This window comes from Trabulsiella odontotermitis, from assembly GCF_030053895.1.
Taxonomy (GTDB): domain Bacteria; phylum Pseudomonadota; class Gammaproteobacteria; order Enterobacterales; family Enterobacteriaceae; genus Trabulsiella; species Trabulsiella odontotermitis_C.
Genome location: NZ_CP125781.1, coordinates 247,677 through 272,496, shown reverse-complemented (window position 1 = coordinate 272,496; position 24,820 = coordinate 247,677). Strand labels below are relative to the sequence as shown.

Here is a 24,820-nt window from a genome sequence, read left to right as displayed (position 1 = left end):
AGACCCCCATCCTTATCGTTTGATCAACGAAAGGACGATACACATTTGTCAAAACCTCCCACTTTGGTAAGCACTTGCTACAAAAGGTGTTGCGCCCGGTATGCGAATTTCAATGCCAAATGTAAATAATCACACTTTTGAAATACGTCACGAAACCAGTCGCCATGCGCACTGGCACCGGTTTCTGTAACCTGTTTCAGTAATGTGTGGAATTTGTGACAGAGTGCAAATTAAGATAATCCATTTCCCGACATAACTTGCAATATATTCTGTTATCGCCGACTTTATAGCTATTAATTACGAGGCGCAAAAAAAATCCTTTCCGTTTATTGGCCACAGTGAAGTGCTAACTATGTTGATTCCGTCTAAATTAAGTCGTCCGGTTCGTCTTGACCACACCGTGGTGCGGGAACGATTACTGACGAAACTTTCCGGCGCGAACAATTATCGTCTTGCGCTGGTCACAAGTCCTGCTGGATATGGAAAAACAACGCTCGTTTCGCAGTGGGCGGCAGGGAAGAATGAACTGGGCTGGTATTCGCTTGATGAGGGCGATAACCAGCAGGAACGCTTTGCCAGCTATCTGATCGCGGCGCTGCAACAGGCCACCGGCGGGCATTGCCCGGCGAGCGAGATGATGGTGCAAAAGCGCCAGTACGCCAGCCTGACATCACTCTTCGCACAGCTGTTCATTGAACTCGCCGAGTGGGATCGACCGCTTTATCTGGTGATTGATGATTACCACCTGGTCACCAATCCGGTTATCCATGATGCGATGCGTTTTTTCCTGCGTCACCAGCCTGAAAATATGACGCTGGTGGTGCTGTCGCGCAATTTACCGCAGTTGGGCATCGCCAACCTGCGCGTGCGCGATCAACTGCTGGAGATTGGCAGCCAGCAGCTCGCCTTTACCCATCAGGAAGCGAAGCAGTTTTTCGACTGCCGTCTGACTTCGCCTATCGAAGCCGCCGAAACCAGCCGCCTGTGCGATGACGTCGCTGGCTGGGCCACCGCGCTACAGCTTATCGCCCTTTCCGCACGTCAAAGCAACAGCGCTGCCCAGCATTCCGCACGCCGTCTGGCGGGTATTAACGCCAGCCATTTGTCCGATTATCTGGTCGATGAAGTGCTTAATAACGTGGAAGCCGACACGCGCAACTTCCTGTTAAAAAGCGCGGTCTTACGCTCGATGAACGATGCGCTGATTGTCCGCGTCACTGGCGTCGACAACGGGCAGATGCGACTGGAAGAGATCGAGCGCCAGGGGCTGTTTTTACAGCGGATGGATGATTCCGGTGAATGGTTCAGCTATCACCCGCTGTTTGGCAGTTTCCTGCGTCAACGTTGTCAGTGGGAACTGGCGACAGAATTACCTGAACTGCACCGCGCTGCCGCCGAAAGCTGGATGGCGCAGGGCTTCCCGACCGAAGCTATCCATCATGCGCTGGCCGCCGGTGATGCCAACATGCTGCGCGATATCCTGCTCAACCATGCGTGGGGGCTATTTAACCATAGCGAACTGGCACTGCTAGAAGAGTCGCTCGCGGCGCTGCCGTGGGAAAGCCTGCTCGAAAACCCGCGTCTGGTGCTGCTGCAGGCCTGGCTGATGCAGAGCCAGCACCGGTACAGCGAGGTCAATAACTTGCTGGCGCGCGCCGAGCAAGAGATGACCGTCGCGATGGATGTCACTCTGCACGGCGATTTCAACGCATTGCGGGCGCAGGTCGCCATCAATGACGGCGATCAGGAAGAGGCTGAGCGTCTGGCGATGGTGGCCCTTGATGAGCTGCCGCTCGCCAGCTACTACAGCCGTATCGTCGCCACCTCGGTGCACGGCGAAGTGCTGCACTGCAAAGGCGAGCTGAACAAATCGCTGGCGGTGATGCAACAGACCGAACAGATGTCACGCCGCTATGAAGTCTGGCATTACGCACTGTGGAGCCTGCTCCAGCAGAGCGAAATTCTGTTTGCCCAGGGCTTTTTGCAGGCGGCGTGGGAATCGCAGGAAAAAGCATTCCAGCTGATCCGCGAACAGCATCTCGAACAACTGCCGATGCACGAATTCCTGCTACGCATCCGCTCACAGTTACTGTGGGCCTGGGCGCGTCTTGATGAATCCGAAGCGGCGGCCCGCAGCGGGATGGACGTCCTGTCCACTTATCAACCGCAGCAGCAGTTGCAGTGCCTGGCGCTGCTGGTGCAATGCTCGCTGGCGCGTGGCGATCTGGACAACGCCCGCAATCACCTCAACCGTCTGGAAAACCTGCTCGGCAACGGTCAGTACCACAGCGACTGGGTGTCGAATGCCGACAAAGTGCGCGTGATTTACTGGCAGATGACGGGCGATAAAAAATCCGCGACGCTCTGGCTGCGGCAGACGCCGAAGCCGGAATTTGCCAACAACCACTTCCTGCAAAGTCAGTGGCGTAATATCGCCCGCGCCCAGATCCTGCTCGGCGATTACGATCCGGCAGAAATGGTGCTGGAAGAGCTGAACGAAAATGCCCGCGCACTGCGTCTGATGAGCGATCTGAACCGCAACCTGCTACTGCTCAACCAGCTTTACTGGCAGGCGGGGCGTAAAGCAGAAGCGCAGAGCGCGCTGCTGGAAGCGCTCACGCTCGCCAACCGCACCGGGTTTATCAGCCATTTCGTCATTGAAGGCGAAGCGATGGCGCAGCAGTTGCGCCAGTTGATTCAGCTCAATACGTTACCGGAACTGGAACAGCACCGCGCCCAGCGCATTCTGCGTGAGATAAACCAGCATCACCGCCACAAGTTCGCTCATTTTGATGAGAACTTCGTTGAACGTCTGCTGAATCACCCGGAAGTGCCGGAACTTATCCGCACCAGCCCGTTAACGCAGCGCGAATGGCAGGTACTGGGGCTGATCTATTCCGGTTACAGCAACGAGCAGATTGCCGGTGAGCTTGACGTGGCGGCCACCACCATCAAAACGCATATTCGTAATCTGTATCAGAAACTGGGCGTCGCGCACCGTCAGGATGCCGTTCAGCACGCACAGCAGTTGTTGAAAATGATGGGTTACGGGGTTTAACCCTCTCCCGGACGGGAGAGGGCGAAAGTGTCAGCACAGTTCCAGCTGGATGTTGTTATCCACAATCACTTTCATAATGCCATTGGGCGGCATCGCGTCGGTATAGACCGCATCCACCATGCTGATGCTGCCCATGTTAACCATCGCGTTACGACCGAATTTAGAGTGATCCACCACCAGCATCACATGGCGCGAGTTTTCAATGATCGCCCGCTTGGTGCGCACTTCGTGGTAGTCAAATTCCAGCAACGAGCCGTCGGTATCGATGCCACTGATGCCAAGAATGCCGAAATCCAGGCGGAACTGAGAGATGAAGTCGAGGGTGGCTTCGCCAATGATGCCACCGTCGCGGCTGCGCAGCTCGCCGCCCGCCAGTATGACGCGGAAATCGTCTTTCGCCATCAGCGTGTTGGCCACGTTCAGGTTGTTGGTCACCACGCGTAAATCACTGTGCTCAAGCAGCGCATGCGCCACCGCCTCCGGCGTGGTGCCGATGTCGATGAACAGCGTTGCGCCATTGGGGATCTGACTGGCGACTTTGCGGGCGATACGTTCTTTTTCACCGGTCTGGGTGGCCTTGAGGTCATGCCAGGGAGTGTTAACGGAACTCGACGGCAGCGCCGCGCCGCCGTGGTGACGCAAAATCATTTTCTGCTCGGCCAGATCATTCAGATCGCGGCGGATGGTCTGCGGGCTGACAGCAAACTGTTCGACAAGCTCTTCGGTACTGACATAACCCTGTTTTTTTACCAGCTCGATTATCGCGTCATGACGTTGTGTCTGCTTCATGGAAATTCCCTGGAAATTTTATGTTCGTTTTCGCACATTCACCGTATCGGCAAACGCCATGGCCAGTCCCACCGCCAGACCCGCAGCGTGAGCGCCATTCGCCATCGCCATGCCGAAAAGATCAAACCACCCGGCAACCAGCCAGATTAATGAGAAGATTATCAGTCCGCGTTGCAGATAAATTCCGCTTTGTGGATCGCGTTCGCCGCGCAGCCAGGCGTAGCCCATCAGCGCGTAAACCACGCCAGATAACCCGCCAAACCACGGACCACTGAATTTCTGCTGAATAAACCCGCTCAGCAGCGCGCTCACGACCGTAATCACGATCAGTTTTCCGCTGCCAAGACGCTTCTCAACCGCTCCGCCAAGATACCACCACCATAGCAGGTTGAAGAGAATATGCAGAACAGAGAAGTGCATGAAAGCGTGAGTAAAGTAACGCCAGAGTTCAAATTTAAGAGAGGGATCAAACGGCCAGGCGAGCCACACCATCACCGTTCTGTCACCCACGGCATTCATGATAAGAAAAATCGCGATACACAGGATCATGATGACCAGCGTGACAGGGCCAGCGTTTCCACGCAGCGTCGCGAGAAACGGAAAACGGCGATACTGCAGCCCACTGTGGGTATGCCCGGCCTGCCAGCTGGCGGCAAGATAGCGAGGATCGGCAGGGTTTTCCAGAAACTGCGCCAGTTCGCGCTGAACGCGATCAGCCTGGCTTTCATCCGCCAGCCAGACATCCGTTTGCGTATGTTGCTGAATAGTAAGAATAATCCCCTGCGTTGCCATGTAGTCAACAAACGCCTGGGCAACACGCGGATTGGTAAACGAAGTAATCATCAACATACGGAGGGCCGCTTTTTCCACACAAAGGGAGACAGTATACCGTCTCAGGCGTCGTGCGCTACCTCAGACGGGAAATGTCGGTGCCAGGCATCGAATCCGCCATCCACGCTGTAAACATGGTCATAGCCCTGTTGCAGTAAATATTGCGCTGCGCCTTTGCTGCTGTTGCCGTGATAGCACATCACCATCACCGGCGTTTCAAAATCATTCTCGCGCATAAACGCACCCAGCGTGTCGTTAGTCAGGTGGAACGCGCCAGGGGTATGGCCTAATGCGTAGCTTTGCGGATCACGGATATCCACCAGCACCGCCGCGCCCTGATGCAGTTTCTGATGGGCTTCTTCTACATTAATACATTCAAAGTGATCCATGGTGTTCTCTTTATTGATGGCAGGTCTATAGATTTTACCGTCAGCTATACCGTAAGACGGCAGAGAAATACTAATTTGTTATACGCATCACTCCAAAATGTTTTTTCGATGTTACCAAAAGCGCGTTTATTTGCTATGATGAGCGATATCGAACATTTGTGAGCTTTAACGAAAGCACGTGAGGTTGCAGCATGGAAACCAAAGATCTGATTGTGATAGGTGGAGGCATTAACGGTGCCGGTATCGCGGCAGACGCCGCAGGGCGTGGTTTATCCGTGCTGATGCTGGAAGCCCAGGATTTAGCCTCCGCGACATCAAGCGCCAGCTCGAAACTGATCCACGGCGGGCTACGCTACCTTGAACACTACGAATTCCGCCTGGTCAGCGAAGCGCTGGCCGAGCGTGAAGTACTGCTGAAAATGGCGCCGCACATCGCCTTTCCGATGCGTTTTCGTCTGCCCCACCGCCCGCATCTGCGTCCGGCCTGGATGATCCGTACCGGCCTCTTTTTATACGATCACCTCGGTAAACGCACCAGCCTGCCTGGCTCTACCGGTTTGCGTTTTGGCGCAGAATCGGTACTGAAACCGGAAATTGTGCGCGGTTTCGAATATTCTGACTGCTGGGTCGACGATGCCCGTCTGGTACTGGCTAACGCCCAGATGGTGACGCGCAAAGGGGGAGAAGTGATGACCCGCACCCGCGCGACCTCCGCAAAACGTGAAAACGGGATGTGGATTGTCGAAGCCGAAGACATTGATACTGGCGAGAAATACAGCTGGCAGGCGCGCGGTCTGGTTAACGCCACTGGCCCGTGGGTGAAACAATTCTTTGACGAAGGCATGCATCTGCCGTCGCCGTACGGCATTCGCCTGATCAAGGGCAGCCACATTGTGGTGCCGCGCGTACATACGCAAAAACAGGCTTACATCCTGCAGAACGAAGATAAACGCATTGTCTTTGTGATCCCGTGGATGGATGAGTTTTCTATCATTGGCACCACCGATGTGGAATACCACGGTGATCCGAAGCAGGTTGAAATCGACGAAGGCGAAATCAACTATCTGCTGAAAGTCTATAACGCGCACTTTAAGAAACCGCTCACCCGCAACGACATCGTCTGGACTTACTCCGGTGTGCGTCCACTGTGTGATGACGAGTCTGATTCGCCGCAGGCGGTGACCCGCGACTACACGCTGGATATTCACGACGAACAGGGTCAGGCGCCGCTGCTGTCGGTATTTGGCGGTAAGCTGACTACCTACCGTAAACTCGCGGAACACGCGCTGGAAAAACTGACGCCGTACTATCAGGGCATTGGCCCGGCCTGGACCAAAACAGCCGTGCTGCCTGGCGGCGAGATCGGCAATGATCGTGATGATTACGCTGCCCGCTTGCGCCGCCGCTATCCATTTATCAGCGAGTCGCTGGCGCGCCATTACGCCCGCACCTACGGCAGCAACAGCCAATGGATCTTAGGAGAAGCAAATTCCCTTGAGGATCTGGGCGAGCACTTTGGTCACGAGTTGTATGAAGCGGAACTGCGCTACCTGGTTGAACACGAATGGGTGCGCCGTATGGACGATGCGCTGTGGCGTCGTACCAAACTCGGCATGTGGCTGAATGCGGAAGAGCAGTCCCGCGTCGCTCAATGGCTGACGCAACACGCGGGAAAGCGTGAGATGCCGCTGGCATCATGAACCTGAAAAAAATGGCCCGGCAACTGCCGGGCCATGTTGTATTACAGTCTGACCGGATCGATATGCCAGATGCTTTCGGCATATTCCTTGATGGTACGGTCTGAAGAGAAATAGCCCATGTTAGCGATGTTGTGCATCGCTTTGTTGGTCCACTCTTCCGGATGACGATACAGCTCATCCACCTTATCCTGACAATCCACATAACTGCGGTAATCGGCCAGCACCTGATAATGGTCGCCAAAGTTAATCAGCGAATCCAGCAGGTCGCGGTAACGGTTTGGATCGTCCGGGCTGAAGACGCCAGTGCCAATCTGCGTCAGCACCTGGTGCAGTTCGTCGTCCTGCTCGTAGTAGTCACGCGGTTTATAGCCGCTGCGACGCAACGCTTCCACCTCTTCCGCGGTATTACCAAAGATAAAGATGTTATCCGCGCCGACATGCTCCAGCATCTCCACGTTCGCGCCGTCGAGCGTACCGATGGTCAGCGCACCGTTCAGACCAAACTTCATGTTGCTGGTGCCGGAGGCTTCCGTACCGGCCAGGGAGATCTGCTCGGAGAGATCGGCCGCCGGGATGATCAGCTGCGCCAGACTCACGCTGTAGTTCGGGATAAACACCACTTTCAGCTTGTCACCAATCTGCGGATCGTTGTTGATCACCTTCGCCGCATCGTTGATCAGATGAATAATGTGCTTCGCCATGTAATACGCCGACGCCGCTTTACCCGCAAAGATGATCACACGCGGCACCCACTGTGCCGTCGGATCAGCTTTGATGCGATTATAGCGGGTGATGACGTGCAGCACGTTCATCAGCTGGCGCTTATATTCATGGATGCGTTTGATCTGCACATCGAACAGCGCCTTCGGGTTCACCACCACGTTCAGTTGCGTGGCGATGTACAACGCCAGACGCTTTTTATTCTCCAGCTTGGCATGCTGCACCGCCTGATTCACCGCCGGGAAATCAATATGCTGCTCGAGGTCGACGAGCTGGCTTAAATCTGTACGCCAGGTCTGGCCGATATTCTCATCCAGCACGCCGGAGAGCGGTGGGTTCGCCAGCGCCAGCCAGCGACGCGGCGTGACACCGTTGGTCACGTTGGTAAAGCGCATCGGGAAGATGCTGGCGAAATCAGCAAACAGCGACTGGACCATCAGGTTTGAGTGCAGTTCCGAGACGCCGTTAACCTTGTGGCTCACCACCACCGCCAGCCATGCCATACGTACACGGCGACCGTTAGACTCATCAATCAGCGACGTACGGCTCAGCAGCCCGGTATCATTCGGATACTGCTCCTGCAACGTCTTCATGAAGTAGTCATTGATTTCAAAGATGATTTGCAGATGGCGCGGCAGAATTTTACCCAGCATATCCAGTGGCCAGGTTTCCAGCGCTTCGCTCATCAGCGTGTGGTTGGTGTAGGAAAAGACCTGACAGGTCACTTCAAACGCTTCGTCCCAGGTGAACTTATGATCATCAATCAACAGGCGCATCAGTTCCGGAATCGACAGCACCGGGTGGGTATCGTTCAGGTGGATGGCAATTTTGTCCGCCAGGTTGTCATAGGTTTTATGCAGCTGGTAATGGCGGCTCAGGATATCCTGAATCGTTGCGGAGACGAGGAAATACTCCTGACGCAGACGCAACTCGCGCCCCGAATAGGTGGAGTCATCCGGGTAGAGCACGCGCGACACGTTTTCGGAGTGGTTTTTATCTTCCACTGCCGCAAAGTAGTCGCCCTGGTTGAATTTCCCGAGGTTGATTTCGCTACTGGCCTGCGCATTCCACAGACGCAAGGTATTGGTGGCGTCGGTATCATAGCCCGGGATTATCTGGTCGTAGGCCACGGCCAGGATCTCTTCGGTTTCAATCCAGTGGGTTTTCTTCCCTTCCTGCTGGATACGACCGCCGAAACGCACCTTGTAACGGGTGTTATGGCGCTTGAATTCCCACGGATTACCGTACTCCAGCCAGTAGTCCGGAGACTCTTTTTGCCGCCCGTCGACAATGTTCTGGCGGAACATGCCGTAATCGTAACGAATACCGTAACCACGGCCTGGTAAGCCAAGCGTTGCCAGCGAGTCGAGGAAACAAGCGGCCAGTCGGCCCAGCCCGCCGTTGCCAAGCCCGGGGTCGTTTTCTTCATCAATCAGCTCTTCGAGATCAAGCCCCATCTCTTCCAGCGCGCTTTTGACGTCGTCATAAATACCCAACGACAGCATCGCATTGGAGAGCGTGCGGCCAATCAGGAACTCCATCGACAGGTAGTACACCTGGCGGGTTTCCTGGGAGAGTTGTGCGCGATTCGAACGCAGCCAGCGCTCGACCAGACGATCGCGAACGGCAAACAGCGTGGCGTTCAGCCATTCATGCTTGTTAGCGATCGCCGGATCCTTGCCAATGGTAAACATCAGCTTATAGGCGATAGAGTGCTTCAGCGCTTCGACGCTGAGGGTGGGTGATGCATAGCTAAACGGTGCATTCATAGCAATGATTCCTGTGATTACATCAGGCGCTGGTACAGCTCACGGTACGAGTGAGCGGCGACATGCCAACTAAAGTCCATTCCCATTGCCTGACGTTGGACGTAACGCCAAAGCGAGGGCCGCGACCACAGTACAAACGCGCGCCGAATCGCCCTCAGCAGTGACCAGGCATTGCTGTCCTCAAAAGCAAAACCACTGGCGACACCGTCGGCCAGGTTTTCCAGCGAGCAGTCAGAAACGGTATCCGCCAGTCCACCGGTACGACGTACCAGCGGCAGCGTGCCGTACTTCAGCCCGTAAAGCTGCGTTAAGCCGCAGGGCTCAAAGCGGCTCGGCACCAGAATCACGTCAGAACCGCCCATGATGCGATGCGAGAACGCTTCGTGATAGCCAATCTGCACACCCACCTGCCCCGGGTATTCCGCTGCGGCGGCGAGGAAACCCTCCTGCAGCACCGGATCGCCCGCGCCCAGCAGCGCCAGTTGCCCGCCCTGCTCAAGCAGGCCCGGCAGCGCTTCCAGCACCAGATCCAATCCTTTCTGACTGGTGAGGCGGCTGACGACGGCGAACAGCGGCACCTTCTCGTCAACTTTCAACCCCATGGCGATTTGCAGCTGACGTTTGTTCTCCGCTTTCTCCTCCAGCGTGTCGCGGGTATAACGCGCCGCCAGCAGAAGATCGGTTTCCGGGTTCCAGATCGTGTCATCCACGCCATTGAGGATGCCGGACAGGCGCCCCTCAAGATGGCGCTGACGCAGCAATCCTTCCATCCCATACGCGTACTGCGGTTCGGTAATTTCCCGCGCATAGGTCGGGCTGACCGCCGTAATGTGGTCAGCGTAGTAGAGCCCCGCTTTCAGAAACGAAATCTGGCCGTTAAACTCCAGCCCGTGCATGTTAAAGAATGCCCATGGCAGCTGGATGTCATTCATATGGTGCGCATAAAACTGCCCCTGATAAGCCAGGTTGTGCACCGTAAACACCGATTTCGCCGGTCGCCCGCGCGCCGCCAGATAGGCGGGGGTGAGCCCGGCATGCCAGTCATGCGCATGAACGATTTCCGGGCGCCAGAACGGATCCAGCCCGCAGGCCATTTCACATCCCACCCACCCGAGTAATGCAAAGCGCACCACATTATCACTATAGTCGTACTGGTTCGTATCGTGATAAGGGCTTCCCGGGCGATCGTAAAGATGAGGCGCATCAATCAGATAGATGCCGACACCGTTGAAATGACCGAACAACAACGTGACCCGACCAGCAAACGTATCACGGCGCGTCACCACCTGAGCGTCAGGGATCCCGCGTCGAATGTCAGGGAACGCAGGCAGAAGTACTCGAGTATCAATGCCTTCCGCAATCTGAGCCGCCGGTAATGCGCCTAATACATCAGCCAGGCCGCCCGTTTTCAGCAGCGGGAACAGCTCAGAACAAACATGTAAAACCTGCATTATCGCTCCTGTTTATAGCCCAGCTTGCGCAACATATCGCGCGTAACCAGCACAATGCCTTCCTCTGAACGGTAGAAGCGACTTGCATCTTCTTCCGCATTTTCACCAATCACCATCCCTTCCGGAATAACGCAGGCCCTGTCGATAACACAACGGCGCAGACGACACGAACGTCCGACCCACACATCAGGTAATAAGACTGCCGAATCTATGTTACAGAAGGAGTTCACCCGCACACGCGGGAACAATACCGACTGCACGACCACGGAGCCGGAGATGATGCAACCCCCTGAAACCAGTGAGTTCAGCGTCATGCCGTGGCTGCCGGAACGGTCCTGGACAAATTTTGCCGGCGGCAGGGATTCCATATGGGTGCGAATCGGCCAGTTCTGGTCGTACATATCCAGCTCCGGCATCACCGATGCCAGATCGAGGTTCGCTTTCCAGTAGGCTTCCAGCGTCCCCACATCGCGCCAGTAAGGCTCTGACGCCTCATCTGACTGCACGCAGGAGAGCGGGAACGGATGCGCATACGCGTCGCCCGCTTTGGTAATTTTTGGAATGATGTCCTTGCCGAAATCATGACTGGAATTCTCGTCATGATCGTCCTCTTCCAGCAGTTCGTAGAGGTAGTCGGCATCAAAGATGTAGATACCCATACTGGCGAGCGATTTGGTGCTGTCGCCTGGCATGGTCGGCGGATTGGCCGGTTTTTCGACAAAATCGATAATTTTTTCATGCTCATCGACCGCCATTACGCCAAACGCCGTCGCTTCTGCCACCGGCACCGGCATACAAGCCACCGAACACCGCGCGCCTTTTTCAACGTGGTCGATCAGCATGCGGGAATAGTCCTGCTTGTAAATATGGTCGCCCGCGAGGATAACGACGTACTCCGCTTTGTAGCGACGGATAATATCGAGGTTCTGTGTGACAGCATCGGCAGTGCCGCGATACCAGTTCTCACCATGAACACGCTGTTGCGCCGGTAGCAGGTCGACAAATTCGTTCATCTCTTCGCTGAAAAACGACCAGCCGCGCTGAATGTGCTGCACCAGCGAGTGGGATTGATATTGGGTGATGACGCCAATACGGCGAATGCCCGAGTTCAGGCAGTTCGATAACGCGAAATCGATAATACGGAATTTACCGCCAAAATGGACCGCCGGTTTCGCGCGCTTGATGGTTAAATCTTTCAGTCGGGTGCCACGGCCGCCTGCGAGGATCAACGCAACGGATTTAAGGGGCAATTGACGCGCCAGCATCATTGGATCGTTTTTATCTAGCCTAACCATGATTCACTCCTTTTATTCATGCTCGTTAGAGCTTTGACATGTCATCCCTGGATTACCTGTTCGCTGGTAACCTCAATGATGTCATGCTGTTGACCTCTCAAATACGCACACTCCGTGCGCGGGCCCATGCCAGATGGTCATGGTGACCGGATTATCCTCACCGGCAAAGGGAGGAACGGCATGCCATTCTCCCGAGGGTAAAACAATATCTGCAACGTCTTGTGTGCCGTTAAACGTGATGAGCCAGCGATCGGAAAGCAGGATTTGCATCCGCTTAACGCCGTGCTGCCATGCCTCAGCGCTTAACGGTTGCGCATCCTGACCGAGCCACCGCACATTGCCATCACCCTCCTGCCACCATGCGTCCCGGATCAGTGCCGGTATGCGCTGGCGCAGGTGAATCAACGCGGCGGTGAACGCCGTCAGACCACTGTTCGCCTTTTCCCAGTCGAGCCAGGTTAAGGCGTTGTCCTGACAGTAAGCATTATTGTTGCCATGCTGGCTGTGGCCGTGTTCATCACCGGCCAGTAGCATTGGCGTCCCCTGAGAAAGCAGCAATGTTGTCATCAGAGCGTGGACGCTGGCTCGCCTGCGCTCTGTCACGTCAAAACTGCCGCCTAACCCCTCTATACCATGGTTATTACTGTGGTTATTGTTAGTCCCGTCTCGATTCTCTTCGCCGTTCGCTTCGTTGTGTTTCTCGTTGAAACAAACGCAGTCTCGCAGGGTAAAACCGTCATGCGCCGTGATCAGATTGACAGATGCCGACGGCAGACGGCCATTGCGTTTGAACACATCGCTGGAGGCGGCAAAGCGCGTGGCCAGTTCGCCCAACGACAGGTTCTGCTGCAGCCAGAAGCGGCGTGCAGCATCGCGGAAATGATCGTTCCATTCCGCAAAGGGTGCGGGGAAATTCCCCACCTGATAACCGCCCGGACCAATGTCCCAGGGCTCGGCAATCAGTTTGACTTTCGATAACACCGGATCAGCGTGGATCGCCGTAAACAACGGCGCATCCTGGCGAAATTCCGGGGTACGCCCCATCACCGACGCCAGGTCAAAACGGAAACCGTCAACATGGCACTCGTCCACCCAAAAACGCAGACACTGACGCGCTAATTCCACAACGCCAGGCTGGCTGAGATTGAGCGTGTTTCCGCAACCGGTCCAGTTGTGATAATCACCGTCTTCTCTAATCCAATAATAGCTACTGTTATCAATTCCGCGCAGTGAGACGGTTGGGCCTTCGAGATCGATTTCCGCGCTGTGGTTAAGAACCACATCAAGGATCACCTCGATTCCTGCGGCATGCAGCGCTTTTACCGCATCGCGAAACTCCTTCAGCGCCGTCTCCGGCGAGGCGGCATAACGCGGATTAAGAGCAAATAATGCTAATGGATTGTAGCCCCAGTAATTGCTGAGCCCCATCCGCTGCAATCGCGGCTCGTCGGCAAAATGCGCGACCGGCAGCAGCTCCAGCGCGGTGATGCCTAACTGTTTGAGATAGTTAATCATCACCGGATGACTCAGCGCGCGATAGGTACCTCGCTGTGCCTCGGGGATCGCCGGGTGCAGGCAGGTCAGGCCTTTGACATGCGCCTCATAGATAACGCTGTTGCCCCACGGCGTGGCGGGCGGCGCGTCGTCTTCCCAGTCATAGCCTAAATCCACCACCACAGATACGGGCGCCACCCCGGCGCTGTCGCGAGGATCAGGCGTATCCCAGCCGCCATGCAGCACCGGGTTGTCCGGCAGATAGCCGTCCACCCGGTGCGCGCAAGGGTCTATCAGCAGCTTCGCCGGATTAAAGCGATGCCCTTTTGCCGGATCCCACGGGCCGTAAACCCGGTAACCGTAGCGCAATCCCGGATGCGCATCCGGCAGATAGCCGTGCCAGATATCGCCGCTGCGTGACGTCAGGGGGAGACGTCGCTCGGTTCCCTTGTCGTCAAACAGGCAAAGTTCAACCCGCTCCGCATGCACGGAAAAAAGCGCGAAATTCACCCCTTTTCCGTCATAACTTGCGCCCAGCGGCGACGGAGCACCGGCTATCAGTCTGGTCATTCGCCCTCCCGCACCAGCCAGAGGGTGGCAAGCGGCGGCAGCGTAATACTGAGGGAGTTTGGCCGCCCGTGGCTTTCAATCGTCTCGCTCGCCACCACGCCGCCGTTACCGGCATTACTGCCGTGGTAGTGCATCGAGTCAGTATTCAGCTCTTCGCGCCAGCGGCCCGGCTGGTTAATGCCGAAACGGTAGTTGTGGCGCGGAACCGGAGTGAAGTTACTGGCGACGATGATTTCGTTACCCTGTTTGTCGCGGCGCACAAAAATCAGCACCGAACGTTCATGGTCATCCACCACCAGCCATTCGAAACCGTAGGAATCAAAATCCAGTTCGTGCAGCGCTTTGTGATGACGATAGGTGTGGTTCAGGTCACGCACCAGCCGCTGTACGCCGTGATGCCAGTTATCGCCGCCTTCCAGCAGATGCCAGTCGAGGCTGCTGTCATGATTCCACTCGCGACCCTGAGCAAATTCGTTGCCCATGAACAGCAGCTTTTTGCCCGGGAAGGCGTACATCCAGCCGTAGTAGGCGCGCAGGTTGGCAAATTTCTGCCACGCGTCGCCCGGCATACGGTCGAGGATCGATCGCTTACCGTGCACCACTTCGTCGTGCGAGAGCGGCAGCACGAAGTTTTCGGTGTTGTTGTAAAGCATGCCGAAGGTCAGTTTGTCGTGATGATACTGGCGATGCACCGGGTCGAGCTTCATGTAATCAAGCGTGTCGTGCATCCAGCCCAGATTCCATTTGTACCAGAAGCCGAGACCGCCCATCGAAGCAGGGCGCGAAACGCCAGCGAAATCCGTCGACTCTTCCGCCATACTCACCGCGCCCGGCACCTGCTCGCCGAGAATACGGTTGGTGCTGCGCAAGAACTCAATCGCTTCGAGGTTTTCACGACCGCCGTGTTCGTTGGGGATCCACTCACCCGCTTTACGGCTGTAGTCGCGGTAGATCATCGATGCCACCGCATCCACGCGCAGTGCGTCAATGCCGAAACGCTCAATCCAGTACAGCGCATTACCCACCAGGTAATTTGCCACTTCGCGACGGCCATAGTTGTAAATCAGCGTGTTCCAGTCCTGATGGTAGCCTTCGCGCGGATCGCTGTGCTCATACAGTTCGGTGCCGTCAAACTTCGCCAGCCCGAAATCGTCGGACGGGAAATGGCCTGGCACCCAGTCCAGAATGACGTTCAACCCGGCAGCATGCGCGGCGTTGATGAAATAACGGAAATCATCACGGGTGCCGAAACGGCGGGTCGGCGCATACAGCCCGGTCGGCTGATAGCCCCAGCTACCATCAAACGGGTGTTCGTTCACCGGCAGCAGTTCGAGGTGAGTAAAACCCATCCATTTCACGTAAGGCACCAGTTGATCGGCCAGTTCGCGGTAGCTCAGCCAGAAATTGTTATCTGTGTGGCGACGCCACGAGCCGAGGTGCACTTCATAGATGGCGATGGGCGCGTCGAAATCGTTGGCGCGTTTGCGTTCCTCGCTCTGCACCACTTTCTCCGGCAGACCGCAAATCAGCGACGCGGTTTCCGGGCGCATCTGAGCTTCAAAGGCGTAAGGATCCGCTTTAATGCGCAGTTTGCCGCTGGCATCGATCATCTCAAATTTGTAGAGCTGACCATTGTGCGCGCCGGGCACAAACAGTTCCCAAATCCCGGATTCACGGCGCAGACGCATCGGATGACGGCGACCGTCCCAGTAGTTGAATTGCCCGACGACGGAAACACGGTGCGCATTAGGCGCCCAGACGGAGAAGCGGGTACCAGTGACGCCGTCCATGGTATCGGCATGTGCGCCGAGGGTTTCGTAAGGGCGCAGGTGCGTGCCTTCCGACAGCAGCCAGGCATCCATCTCCTGCAGCAAAGGGCCAAAACGATAAGGATCGTCAATCAGATTCTGTTGACCGTGCCAGGTGACGGCGAGTTGATAACGAAAAGGGTTTTTCCGACGGGGTAATAGACCCCAAAAAAAGCCGCGGGAATCGAGGCATTCGAGTTTACCGACTTTGCGTCCGGTTTTGGGTTCAATAACCCAGACATCCGTCGCGTCAGGTAAAAGTGCGCGGACCTCCAGTCCGTCCTCAGTACGATGCATGCCAAGAATCGAAAAAGGGTCGGCAAAATGACCAGCAAACAACGCATTGATCACGTCTCTATCGATACGATCAGACATGGTTTTCTATCCTGTTTTTTGAGTGTCACCCTCTTCCACAATTGCGGTGACATTTTTGACCTGAACGGTGCAGCATGTTGACTGTGCATCTTCCCTGCTCCGTCCTACCCTCAGCTAAGGTTGAAATACATTACCTTGCTTAAAGCATAGCCAACGCTTTATAGGGCCCCCGAGAAAAAATGAAACATCTGCGCGTCCTCCTTGTATTACGCAAAAAAAGGGGTGTCAGCGCACCCCTGTAGAAATTTTTACGCCAGCTGTCGTAGCATACGGCGCAGCGGTTCGGCGGCACCCCATAGCAGTTGATCGCCAACGGTGAAGGCGGAAAGGTACTCCGGCCCCATGTTCAGCTTACGCAGACGGCCTACCGGGGTGGTTAAAGTGCCGGTCACCGCTGCTGGGGTCAGCTCGCGCATGGTGATTTCACGGTCGTTCGGCACCACTTTCGCCCACGGATTGTGTGCCGCCAGCATCTCTTCGATGGTTTGTACTGACACATCTTTTTTCAGTTTCAGCGTAAACGCCTGGCTGTGGCAGCGCAGCGCGCCAATGCGCACGCACAGGCCATCCACCGGAATAGTGTGCTGCGTACCAAGAATTTTGTTGGTCTCCGCCTGGCCTTTCCACTCTTCGCGGCTCTGGCCGTTGTCGAGCTGTTTGTCGATCCACGGGATCAGGCTGCCCGCCAGCGGTACGCCGAAATTGTCGACCGGCAGTTCGCCGCTGCGGGTCAGCCCGGTCACTTTGCGTTCGATGTCGAGGATAGCGGACGCCGGGTCTGCCAGTTCATCTGCGACGTGATTGTGCAACTGCCCCATCTGCGCCAGCAGCTCGCGCATATGGCGTGCACCGCCGCCTGACGCGGCCTGATAAGTCGCCACCGACACCCACTCAATCAGATCCTGCGCGAACAGCCCGCCGAGCGACATCAGCATCAGGCTCACGGTACAGTTGCCGCCAACAAAAGTTTTGACGCCTTTGTTCAGCGCGTCGGTGATCACACCCTGGTTAACCGGGTCAAGAATGATGATGGCATCGTCTTTCATGCGCAGCGACGACGCGGCGTCAATCCAGTATCCCTGCCAGCCACTGGCACGCAGCTTAGGGAAAATCTCGTTGGTGTAATCGCCGCCCTGGCACGTGACGATAATATCGAGTGCCTTTAAAGCATCCAGGTTGTAAGCATCCTGAAGCTTGCTTCCGACCTCTTTACCAAAACCGGGCGCGTCCTGCCCATGCTGAGAGGTGGAGAAAAAAACCGGGCGGATGGCGTCGAAGTCGTGCTCTTCAACCATGCGTTGCATGAGAACAGAGCCGACCATACCGCGCCAGCCGATGAAACCAACATTTTTCATAGCGTTTTTCCTGCAGAGGTGTGTGCTGTTGTGCGTGTGCGTTTTATCGTTGAACTGCGACAACTATCACATTACAAAATGCTACCAAAGTCGCAAGTGAAAATAATCAATGATCCCCTCAGTATCAGAAATTTTGCCGATAATAAGGCACGTTTTTTGATGGAGATGCGGTAAATGAGGGAGGCTATGCCCGGCAACCTGATCGCCACCGGGCAGAAGAGCGGTTAACTTAACAGCGAGAAAGCAATCATGCCGATAATCGCGCCGGTGGTACCGAGAATGGTTTCCATCAGCGTCCAGGTTTTCAGCGTCTGCGCTTCGGTCGCGCCGGTGAATTTACCGTACAACCAGAAGCCGGCGTCGTTGACATGGCTGACCACAATAGAGCCGCCCGCGATGCAGATTGAGAGCGCCGCCATCTGCGCGCCGCTGTAGTGCAGCGGTTCGATGACTGGCATCACCAGCCCCACCGCTGTCAGACAGGCCACGGTAGCCGAACCCTGAATGATGCGCACCGCAGCCGCCAGCACAAAGCAGGTCAGGGCGATCGGCAGGCCCATTCCGGTCAGCGCTTCACCGAGCGCCGGACCTACGCCGGAATCCACCAGCACCTGTTTGAAAACGCCGCCCGCGCCGATCACCAGCAGAATAATGCCCGCCGGCTGCAACGCATGACCGCAGATTTCCATCACTTTGTCTTTCGGCATTCCCTGACGCATCGCCAGGCCATAAATGGCGACCAGACAAGCCACCAGAATCGCGGTAAACGGATGACCGACAAACTCAAACCACTGGTATGCCGTCGAACCGGGCTCAACGAAACGCGCCGCGATCGTTTTCAGCCCCACCAGCACCAGCGGCAGCAGGATCAGCGCGAGGCTGAAACCGAAGGAGGGCATTTTCCCCTCGCCGAGATGCGGTTCCGTGATGTCATCAGGAATGTGCAGTTCGACGTAGCGACCAATGAAATTGCCGAACAGCGGACCGGCAATGATCATCCCTGGAATAGCGGCGCACAGGCCGATGAGGATCATCCAGCCAAAGTCAGCGTGCATCTGCGAGGCCAGCAGCATCGGTGCCGGACCAGGCAACAGAAACGCGGCCGCAGCGGCAACCCCCGCAAACAGCGGGATCACAAGCTTCACCAGGTTCGTACCGGTATGACGCGCCATCGAAAACGCCACGCTAATCAGCAACACAATCGCCACTTCGAAAAACAGCGGCAACGCGCAAATCAGCCCCGCCAGACCAATCGCATAATGCGCGCGACTGTGACCAAACGATTTCAGCATTTTGACGGCAATTTGATCGACTGCGCCAGTTTCGTGCAGGATCTTGCCAAACATCGCTCCCAACGCGACAACAATCGCCAGAAAGCCCAGGGTGCCTCCCATCCCTTTTTCCATCGTGGCCGCGATCTTGTCGAGCGGCATTCCGGAAAAGAGACCTGCACCAATAGAAACCACCATCAATGCCACGAAAGCATGCATACGCGCTTTCATGACCAAAAACAGCAGCAGTAACACTGAACCCACTGCTGTTAAAACTAACGTCAATGTACTCACTACTTACTGCCTTTGTTGATTACCTCAATGGTGCTTGCAACAACGCCATCCAGCGGCTGATCAATGTCCACCACTAACACATCGCTTTCGTCAGCGCCCGGCTCCTGCAGCGTTTCAAACTGCGTCACCAGCATCTGGGTTTTAAAGAAATGGCCTTTACGCGCTTTCAGACGGCTTTCAATCACGTCGAAATCGCCTTTCAGGTAGATAAAGGAGAGGTTCGGGTTCCCGGCGCGCAGGATATCGCGATAGGTTTTTTTCAGCGCAGAGCAGACGATCAGCGACACTTTGTTAGTGCGCTGCATGGCGAAAGCCGCGTCGTTCAGCGCCTGCAACCATGGTTTACGATCATCATCATTCAGCGGTTCGCCGGATGACATTTTGTCGATATTTCTGCGCGGATGAAGAAAGTCGCCATCAAGAAACGCGGCTTTCAGTTGATACGCCACTTCACTGGCGACAGCAGATTTGCCACTGCCGGAAACGCCCATCAGGACGTAGATATGGTTATCATGGTTAGTCGTGCTCATTGTGTCGCTCCCACAGCACCGCTGGTTAATTTGTTACGGGTAACAGTTATCGGTAACATTGTCCTGCGGGGTCAGAGCAGAAGCAATATCCATTCGTGCGGGATGTTTATAACTGTGAGCTACATCAACTTTGACAGACTAAATGGATCCGCCCGGTGACAACGTGAAACCTAAATCTAACATCTTAGGTGTGACGTTCTCGCCACGAAGGCGAGCGAGCAGGCGCTCGGCGCCAATCTGCCCCATCCGCTCGCGCGGCGTCAGCACGCTGGCAAGACGCGGCTCCATAACCTGACCGATGTCGTGACCGTGAAAACCGGCGATCGCCATATCATCAGGAATTTTCAGCCCCAGACGCTGGCATTCAAACGCCGCGCCTACCGCCAGGTCATCGTTAGTACAGAAGATGCCGTCCAGTTGCGGATACTCGCGTCGCGCCTGGCGCATCAGCTCAATGCCCGATGAGTATGACGACGACTGTTCCATCATCACGCTGTACGGCATTAACCCGGCGTCGATCATCGCCTGCTCATACCCCTTCTGCTTGATGATAGTACGTTCATCAAGACGTGCACCGAGATAGGCGACATGGCGATGGCCACGGGCGATGATCGCCGCGGTCATCTGACGGGCAGCTTCAAAGTTGTCGAAACCGACAGCGATATCCAGGCAGGGTGATTTGCTGTCCATTAATTCCACGACCGGGATCCCCGCCACTCCGATCATTTTCAGCGTTCGCGGCGTGTGGGTTCTTTCGGTGAGAATTAATCCGTCGATATTCCAGGAGAGCATGGACTCGAGTCGCTCCTCTTCCATCTCCGGCTTATAGCCGTAATGCGCCAGCATGGTCTGGTAACCGTGCGCATCGGTGACGCTTTCAATGCCGCGCAACACTTCAGCAAACACCTGGTTGGTAAGAGAGGGTAACAGGACGCCAACCGCACGACTGGTGGCATTGGAGAGGATGTCCGGCGCGCGGTTCGGGATATAACCCAGTTCATCGAGAGCGGCGGCAATCTTGCCACGCAATGCCACGGACACTTGTTCCGGGTTACGCAAAAAACGGCTGACCGTCATTTTGGTCACGCCGACACGATCTGCCACATCCTGAAGTACGGGTCTTTTCTTTTTCATCGTCCTGAGAGAAACCGATTGAGAAACATTCCTTCAGTTTATCACGGAGATGACTCAACCTTCCCCTGGGAAAAGGGAAGGTTGAGATTTTATTTATACCGGCGGCAGATCAAACAGCAGAATTTCGCTGGCTTCATCGGCGTGAACCGAGATTGCCTGCTCGTCCCAAATCGCCAGACCATCGCTGGTGGTGGCTTTGGTGCCGTTAATGGTGACGTTGCCTTTCACCACCTGGATCCACACCCGGCGGTTAGCGGCAATCTGATGAATCGACTGTTCATCTTTCGCCAGCGCCCAGCGGTACAGTTCCATATCCTGATGCACTTTCAGGGAGCCGTCACGGGCCTGCGGCGACAGCACCAGCTGTTTACCCTGCGCGGCATCAAAGCGACGCTGCTCGTAGCGCGGCGTAATGCCGGTTTCGTCCGGAATGATCCAGATCTGATACAGGCGCAGACGTTCGGTCTCGCTCGGGTTGTACTCAGAGTGACGAACTCCGGTTCCCGCGCTCATGATCTGGAACTCACCTGCCGGCACCTGCTCTTTGTTGCCCATGCTGTCCTGATGCTCTACCGCGCCTTCCAGTACGTAGGTCAGGATTTCCATGTCTTTATGCGGATGGGTACCAAAACCTTGTCCGGCATCGATGACGTCGTCGTTAATCACCCGCAGCGCGGAGAAACCCATAAAGTTGGCGTCATAATAATTGGCGAAAGAAAAAGTGTGCCATGAGTCCAGCCAGCCGTGATTCGCATGACCACGTTCGTTTGCTTTGCGTAAATAAATCATTGTGTTCACCCCGTGTTCGTTTCGATGGCATAAGTGTGTACCCGATCGCCCTGGGATCATAGAGGGTGAAAATTGACTCCTCTGTTCAAAAAATATGAACAAGCACAGAGGAGTCAGTACCGCTTATCTGGCGAGGGTTACCGTGGCAGGAGATGCCTGTTCAAACCCACGTTCGAGGATTTCGAGATTGGTGAGAACTTCAGATTCCTTGACGTAATTCGGGCGACCATTGACGATCGTTTCATACAGCGCGTCGTACACGCGGCCATAGTCGCCAGTTTCTGGTTTCACCGCCTCTCGCACGGTCACCCCTTCCTCATTGACGTACTCCAGTTGACCGATGCTGTTATCCGCCGCAAAGCCCGGCTCACCCGGCATGATGTTAGCTTTCAGGCTGGTTTCCTGCTGATCGATGCCGTACTTCAGATAAGAGCCTTTGGTGCCATGAACGATAAATTTGGGATAGTCGATTTTCACCAGGTGGCTGGTTTTGACGATCGCTTTCAGGTTGCCGTAGAACAGTTGTGCTTCAAAAGTATCATCCGGGTTCGCGTGGTTGCGCAGACTGCGGATGTCGTACGCGACGTGGCCCGGGCGGCCAAACAGCGAAATGATTTGATCCATCGTATGCACACCGAGACCGTAAAACGCGCCATCCTGCGGCAGGCCGGGGTTGGCTTCAACCACCGGACGGTAGTAATCGAAGTGGCTTTCGATTTCCACAATCTCGCCCAGCTTACCGCTCTCAATCACTTTTTTCGCAGTGAGGAAGCAGGAGTCAAAGCGACGGTTCTGATACGGCGTGACCGTCAGCCCTTTACTCTGCGCCAGCTCAAACAATACCTTCGCTTCGGTCATTGTCGGGGTAAACGGTTTTTCCACCAGCACGTTTTTCCCCGCCTCCAGCGCGCGTTTCGCATAATCGAAATGGCTGTCGGCGTGCGTACAGACGATCACCAGCTTGACCTGTGGATCGTCAAACACGTCGTTAAGATCGCTGGTGAAATGGATGTGGGAATACTGCGGATGCTGCTCTTCCGGCTTCGCGCTGCGGCGAAAAATGTGCGCCACATGCCAGCTGTTTTTGCGGTTGAGAACGTAAGGAAGATGGTATCGGGTGGTGCTTTTACCAAAACCGATAAATGCGCAATGTAAGGTCATGGTGCGGTCCTTTTTGAAGGTGACTGCCACATACCTTAGCGCAAGATCCTCTTTCACCCCAGCGTGAGGTGCTCACAAGTGAGCCAGGCTGAGACGCAAAAAAAAAGCCAGCGAAGCGCTGGCTATAAAATAATACTGGAAGCAATGTGAGCAATGTCGTGCTTTCAGGTTATCCCGTAGGGGTCTCCCTGAATGCACAGCAATAATAATCATTATCATTCGCACTTGTCTATCTCTTTTTTGCAATAAATTGCTGTTGACGGTGTTTTCTTTAATACCCCGCCGTTAAATCATCCGGTGAGCGCGGGTCTGAAGCGCCATACAGCGTCCCGTCCGGGCCGATCATAATGCTCTGGGTGCTGCCCATCGCCGCTTTCACCGCCACTTTTTGTCCCTTCTGCTCCAGCGCTTTCAGCGTGTCCGGGCTAAAGCCTTTTTCCACCCACAACTCATCTGGCAGCCACTGGTGATGGAAGCGCGGCGCGTTGGTCGCTTCGGCAACGTTCATGCCGAAATCGATGCTGTTCACCACCATTTGTAGCACGGTGGTGATGATCCGGCTGCCGCCCGGGCTGCCAGTGACCAGCCAGGTTTTACCGTCTTTTACCACAATGGTCGGCGACATCGACGAAAGCGGTCGTTTCTTCGGCCCGACAGCATTGGCATCGCCGCCCACCAGCCCGTATACGTTCGGCACGCCTGGCTTGGCAGAAAAATCATCCATCTCGTTATTCAGCAAAATACCGGTATTCCCGGCGACAATCCCGGTACCGAATGTCGTGTTGAGCGTATAAGTCACCGCCACCGCATTGCCGTCTTTATCGACAACGGAAAAATGGGTGGTCTGGTTGCTTTCATACGGCGCCAGCTTGCCCGGGCGGATTTCGCTCGACGGTTTGGCTTTGTTGATATCAATCTCATCCGCAATCGATTTGGCGTAGGCTTTGCTGGTGAGCGCCTGCCACGGCACTTTCACGAAATCCGGGTCGCCGAGGTATTCCGAACGGTCGGCGTACGCGCGTTTCTCTGCTTCCACCATCAGTTGCATCGCGTCGGCGCTGCCGAAGCCATATTTATGCAGGTCGAAGTTTTCCAGGATGTTGAGGATCTGCACGATGTGAATGCCTCCCGATGACGGCGGCGGCATGGAGAATACCTGGTATCCGCGATAGTCGCCGCTGATCGGCGTGCGCTCTACAGCCTTGTAATTCGCCAGATCCGTTTTGCTGATCAGACCGCCGTTTTTCTGCATCTCTTCGACAATCTGATCGGCAATTGCCCCTTTGTAGAAAGCGTCAGGGCCATTTTCCGCAATCATTTCGAGGCTCTTCGCCAGGTTTTTCTGCACCAGCGTATCGCCTTTCTTCAGCGGTTCGCCGTTTTTCCAGAAAATGGCTTTGCTGTTTTCATGCTCAGGGAGCACTTCGCTACCGTAGGTTTTGAGATCGTCCGCCAGCGCGTCGTTCACCACAAAGCCCTCTTCCGCAAGCTTGTGCGCCGGGCGGATCACTTTATTGAGCGGCATCGTGCCGTATTTCTCCAGCGCCAGCGAGAAGCCCGCAACGGTGCCGGGTGTACCGGATGCCAGCGGCGAAGTGAGCGATTTCTTGCTGTCCGGGTTACCCTGATCATCAAGGAACATATCGCGCGTGGCCTGCTCTGGCGCAATTTCGCGGAAATCGATAGCCGTGGTTTTACCGTCTTTGGTGCGCAGCATCATGAAGCCACCGCCGCCAAGATTCCCTGCCTGCGGATGGGTGACTGCCAGCGCGTAACCTACGGCAACCGCGGCGTCTATGGCGTTACCGCCCTGCTGCAGAATGTCGACGCCCACGCGGGTCGCGAGCGCATCCACGGAGGAGACCATGCCCTGCTGCGCGCGGACAGGATGAAACACATCCTCCTCCACACCATAGGACACCGGCGGCGCGGCAGGCGGGGTCGCAGCGACGGCAAAGGTGCCTCCCGCCAGCAGGGCAGCGATTGCCACCCCACGCAAAAATGAGGATTTCATCATTGTTATTCTCCAGGTGATAA

17 protein-coding genes are annotated in these 24,820 nt (G+C 55.6%); 2 read left to right on the top strand and 15 right to left on the bottom strand.

The genetic code is table 11. The features are described from left to right. The first annotated feature begins 352 nt into the window (after window positions 1–352). The gene (gene malT / locus QMG90_RS01220; RefSeq protein WP_283282402.1) at window positions 353–3,058 is read left to right on the top strand and encodes an HTH-type transcriptional regulator MalT; all 2,706 of its coding nucleotides are present in this window, start codon (window positions 353–355) and stop codon (window positions 3,056–3,058) included. A gap of 30 nt (window positions 3,059–3,088) precedes the next feature. Here the strand turns inward: malT and QMG90_RS01215 are convergent, their stop codons facing one another. Genes QMG90_RS01215 through glpE form a run of 3 tightly spaced genes read right to left on the bottom strand, consistent with a single transcriptional unit; the run spans window position 3,089 to window position 5,067 of the window. Then, the gene (locus tag QMG90_RS01215) at window positions 3,089–3,847 is read right to left on the bottom strand and encodes a DeoR/GlpR family transcriptional regulator (RefSeq protein WP_283282401.1); all 759 of its coding nucleotides are present in this window, start codon (window positions 3,845–3,847) and stop codon (window positions 3,089–3,091) included. Between the two features lie 18 nt (window positions 3,848–3,865). Beyond that, a complete protein-coding gene (gene glpG, locus QMG90_RS01210; protein ID WP_283282400.1) occupies window positions 3,866–4,696 on the bottom strand; it encodes a rhomboid family intramembrane serine protease GlpG in 831 nt (276 codons plus the stop codon). A 44-nt stretch (window positions 4,697–4,740) separates the two neighbouring features. Then, a complete protein-coding gene (gene glpE, locus QMG90_RS01205; protein WP_283282399.1) occupies window positions 4,741–5,067 on the bottom strand; it encodes a thiosulfate sulfurtransferase GlpE in 327 nt (108 codons plus the stop codon). 191 nt (window positions 5,068–5,258) lie between these two features. Here glpE and glpD point away from each other — a divergent pair, with 191 nt between their 5' ends. Continuing rightward, window positions 5,259–6,767, top strand: coding sequence for a glycerol-3-phosphate dehydrogenase (glpD, locus tag QMG90_RS01200; protein WP_283282398.1), 1,509 nt, complete (start codon window positions 5,259–5,261; stop codon window positions 6,765–6,767). A 41-nt stretch (window positions 6,768–6,808) separates the two neighbouring features. On the opposite strand, the gene glgP is transcribed toward glpD, so the two are convergent. The 12 genes from glgP to ggt form a co-directional block, all read right to left on the bottom strand. Then, window positions 6,809–9,256 (bottom strand): glycogen phosphorylase, encoded by a 2,448-nt coding sequence (glgP, locus tag QMG90_RS01195; RefSeq protein ID WP_283282397.1) that lies wholly within the window; start codon window positions 9,254–9,256, stop codon window positions 6,809–6,811. Window positions 9,257–9,273: 17 nt separating this feature from the next. Beyond that, window positions 9,274–10,707 (bottom strand): glycogen synthase GlgA, encoded by a 1,434-nt coding sequence (gene glgA, locus QMG90_RS01190; RefSeq protein WP_283282396.1) that lies wholly within the window; start codon window positions 10,705–10,707, stop codon window positions 9,274–9,276. Continuing rightward, complete coding sequence (glgC, locus tag QMG90_RS01185) at window positions 10,707–12,002, bottom strand: glucose-1-phosphate adenylyltransferase (RefSeq protein WP_283282395.1); 1,296 nt, start codon at window positions 12,000–12,002, stop codon at window positions 10,707–10,709. The genes glgA and glgC overlap by 1 nt, the downstream gene beginning before the upstream one ends. 81 nt (window positions 12,003–12,083) lie before the next feature. After that, window positions 12,084–14,066 carry a glycogen debranching protein GlgX gene (glgX, locus tag QMG90_RS01180; protein WP_283282394.1) on the bottom strand — a complete coding sequence of 661 codons (1,983 nt, stop codon included), beginning with the start codon at window positions 14,064–14,066 and terminating at the stop codon, window positions 12,084–12,086. Further along, the gene (glgB, locus tag QMG90_RS01175; protein WP_283282393.1) at window positions 14,063–16,249 is read right to left on the bottom strand and encodes a 1,4-alpha-glucan branching enzyme; all 2,187 of its coding nucleotides are present in this window, start codon (window positions 16,247–16,249) and stop codon (window positions 14,063–14,065) included. Before glgB ends, glgX begins: the two co-directional genes overlap by 4 nt. Before the next feature lie 248 nt (window positions 16,250–16,497). Beyond that, on the bottom strand, window positions 16,498–17,604 hold the full coding sequence (gene asd, locus QMG90_RS01170; RefSeq protein ID WP_283282391.1) for an aspartate-semialdehyde dehydrogenase: 1,107 nt from the start codon (window positions 17,602–17,604) through the stop codon (window positions 16,498–16,500). A 224-nt stretch (window positions 17,605–17,828) separates the two neighbouring features. Then, window positions 17,829–19,169, bottom strand: coding sequence for a gluconate transporter (gntU, locus tag QMG90_RS01165; protein WP_283282389.1), 1,341 nt, complete (start codon window positions 19,167–19,169; stop codon window positions 17,829–17,831). Next, window positions 19,169–19,699 (bottom strand): gluconokinase, encoded by a 531-nt coding sequence (gntK, locus tag QMG90_RS01160; RefSeq protein WP_283282387.1) that lies wholly within the window; start codon window positions 19,697–19,699, stop codon window positions 19,169–19,171. The genes gntU and gntK overlap by 1 nt, the downstream gene beginning before the upstream one ends. A gap of 138 nt (window positions 19,700–19,837) precedes the next feature. Then, on the bottom strand, window positions 19,838–20,833 hold the full coding sequence (gntR, locus tag QMG90_RS01155; protein ID WP_283282385.1) for a gluconate operon transcriptional repressor GntR: 996 nt from the start codon (window positions 20,831–20,833) through the stop codon (window positions 19,838–19,840). A 93-nt stretch (window positions 20,834–20,926) separates the two neighbouring features. Beyond that, window positions 20,927–21,622, bottom strand: a complete 696-nt coding sequence (locus QMG90_RS01150) for a pirin family protein (protein WP_283282382.1) — start codon at window positions 21,620–21,622, stop codon at window positions 20,927–20,929. Window positions 21,623–21,745: 123 nt separating this feature from the next. Further along, the gene (locus QMG90_RS01145; protein WP_283282380.1) at window positions 21,746–22,783 is read right to left on the bottom strand and encodes an oxidoreductase; all 1,038 of its coding nucleotides are present in this window, start codon (window positions 22,781–22,783) and stop codon (window positions 21,746–21,748) included. Window positions 22,784–23,054: 271 nt separating this feature from the next. Further along, entirely contained in the window at window positions 23,055–24,797 is a 1,743-nt protein-coding gene (ggt, locus tag QMG90_RS01140) for a gamma-glutamyltransferase (protein ID WP_430381682.1), read from the bottom strand. Window positions 24,798–24,820 lie beyond the last annotated feature (23 nt).

Excerpts from the sequence above, each read along its gene's own strand:
- glgP (WP_283282397.1), bottom strand. The coding sequence starts at position 9,256 with ATGAATGCACCGTTTAGCTATGCATCACCCACCCTCAGCGTCGAAGCG.
- asd (WP_283282391.1), bottom strand. The coding sequence starts at position 17,604 with ATGAAAAATGTTGGTTTCATCGGCTGGCGCGGTATGGTCGGCTCTGTT.
- glgB (WP_283282393.1), bottom strand. The coding sequence starts at position 16,249 with ATGTCTGATCGTATCGATAGAGACGTGATCAATGCGTTGTTTGCTGGT.
- glgA (WP_283282396.1), bottom strand. The coding sequence starts at position 10,707 with ATGCAGGTTTTACATGTTTGTTCTGAGCTGTTCCCGCTGCTGAAAACG.
- gntR (WP_283282385.1), bottom strand. The coding sequence starts at position 20,833 with ATGAAAAAGAAAAGACCCGTACTTCAGGATGTGGCAGATCGTGTCGGC.
- QMG90_RS01145 (WP_283282380.1), bottom strand. The coding sequence starts at position 22,783 with ATGACCTTACATTGCGCATTTATCGGTTTTGGTAAAAGCACCACCCGA.
- glpG (WP_283282400.1), bottom strand. The coding sequence starts at position 4,696 with ATGTTGATGATTACTTCGTTTACCAATCCGCGTGTTGCCCAGGCGTTT.
- glpD (WP_283282398.1), top strand. The coding sequence starts at position 5,259 with ATGGAAACCAAAGATCTGATTGTGATAGGTGGAGGCATTAACGGTGCC.
- glpE (WP_283282399.1), bottom strand. The coding sequence starts at position 5,067 with ATGGATCACTTTGAATGTATTAATGTAGAAGAAGCCCATCAGAAACTG.
- glgC (WP_283282395.1), bottom strand. The coding sequence starts at position 12,002 with ATGGTTAGGCTAGATAAAAACGATCCAATGATGCTGGCGCGTCAATTG.
- QMG90_RS01150 (WP_283282382.1), bottom strand. The coding sequence starts at position 21,622 with ATGATTTATTTACGCAAAGCAAACGAACGTGGTCATGCGAATCACGGC.
- malT (WP_283282402.1), top strand. The coding sequence starts at position 353 with ATGTTGATTCCGTCTAAATTAAGTCGTCCGGTTCGTCTTGACCACACC.
- ggt (WP_430381682.1), bottom strand. The coding sequence starts at position 24,797 with ATGAAATCCTCATTTTTGCGTGGGGTGGCAATCGCTGCCCTGCTGGCG.
- QMG90_RS01215 (WP_283282401.1), bottom strand. The coding sequence starts at position 3,847 with ATGAAGCAGACACAACGTCATGACGCGATAATCGAGCTGGTAAAAAAA.
- glgX (WP_283282394.1), bottom strand. The coding sequence starts at position 14,066 with ATGACCAGACTGATAGCCGGTGCTCCGTCGCCGCTGGGCGCAAGTTAT.
- gntK (WP_283282387.1), bottom strand. The coding sequence starts at position 19,699 with ATGAGCACGACTAACCATGATAACCATATCTACGTCCTGATGGGCGTT.